The organism is Yersinia sp. 1252 StPb PI (genome assembly GCF_048593885.1).
Taxonomy (GTDB): Bacteria; Pseudomonadota; Gammaproteobacteria; order Enterobacterales; family Enterobacteriaceae; genus Yersinia; species Yersinia enterocolitica_E.
Window position 1 is genome coordinate 1 of record NZ_JAZGQE010000410.1, and the last position, 978, is coordinate 978.

Genomic DNA, 978 nt, shown 5'->3' on the forward strand with positions numbered 1-978 from the left:
GAATCACTTACTTGAGTAAGCTCATCGGGATGCGTTCGCTTGCCGCCTACCTACAACTGCAATGACTTTGGGTATGTTCTGTGTCCTTGAAGCTGTAGGGTTGTTGGCTGTGTTCACTTGCCGCCTATCTACAACTGCAATGACTTTGGGGAAGTTATTAAATCAGTTTGGAAACCACTTATCATTGATGGCTTTATATGTCCCGTCAGCTTTAACGGCATCAATGGCTTTATTCAACTTCTCCAACAATGCGGTATTATCCGGGCGTACCGCAATGCCAAGGCCAGTGCCGAAGTATTGTGGGTCGGTCACATGTTCGCCAACTGATGCCAGATTCGGATTGGTTTTCAGCCACTCATTCACTACAGCAGTATCACCAAACACCCCATCAATACGGCCATTTTTCAGGTCAATAATGGCATTCTGGTAGCTGTCATAAGCCACTGTCTGAATTTCAGGATGCAAATCCTGCAAATATTTCTGATGAGTGGTGCCATTTTCCATCCCGATTTTCTTGCCTTTCAGGTCGGCAAAAGAACTGAATTTACCTTTCGGCGCAATCACAATGGCGGAGTTTGCATAATAAGGCTGGGTGAACGCGACCTGTTTGCTACGCTCAGGGGTAATATCCATGCCAGAAATGACGGCATCATAACGTTTGAATTTCAGTGCTGGGATAAGACTATCAAAAGCCTGATTGGTGAAGGTACAGTTGGCCTCCATTTGTTTACACAACGCTTTTGCCAGATCCATATCGAAGCCGACGATTTCGTTATTGGCATCCATTGATTCAAATGGCGGATAGGTGGCTGAGGCAGCAAAACGAATAGTTTCTGCGGCAGTCGCGCTGAAAACCATACCACTGAGTAGGGTTGCCAATAGTAACTTTTTCATGCTTAAACTCCTGTCTGAATTTTTTTAATAGAATATGTTATTAGTTATTGATTTTATTATGCCTTGTGATGCTTCATCGCGATT

The 978-nt window shown here is 44.2% G+C and carries 1 protein-coding gene; it reads right to left on the bottom strand.

Annotated features, from left to right (window positions below; genetic code table 11):
- Positions 1-162: 162 nt before the first annotated feature.
- Positions 163-894 carry an arginine ABC transporter substrate-binding protein gene (artJ, locus tag V2A85_RS23955; RefSeq protein ID WP_372559358.1) on the bottom strand — a complete coding sequence of 244 codons (732 nt, stop codon included), beginning with the start codon at positions 892-894 and terminating at the stop codon, positions 163-165.
- Positions 895-978: the final 84 nt, after the last annotated feature.

Bases quoted from the DNA above. Each gene is read 5' to 3' on its own strand.
- artJ (WP_372559358.1), bottom strand. From the start codon at position 894: ATGAAAAAGTTACTATTGGCAACCCTACTCAGTGGTATGGTTTTCAGC.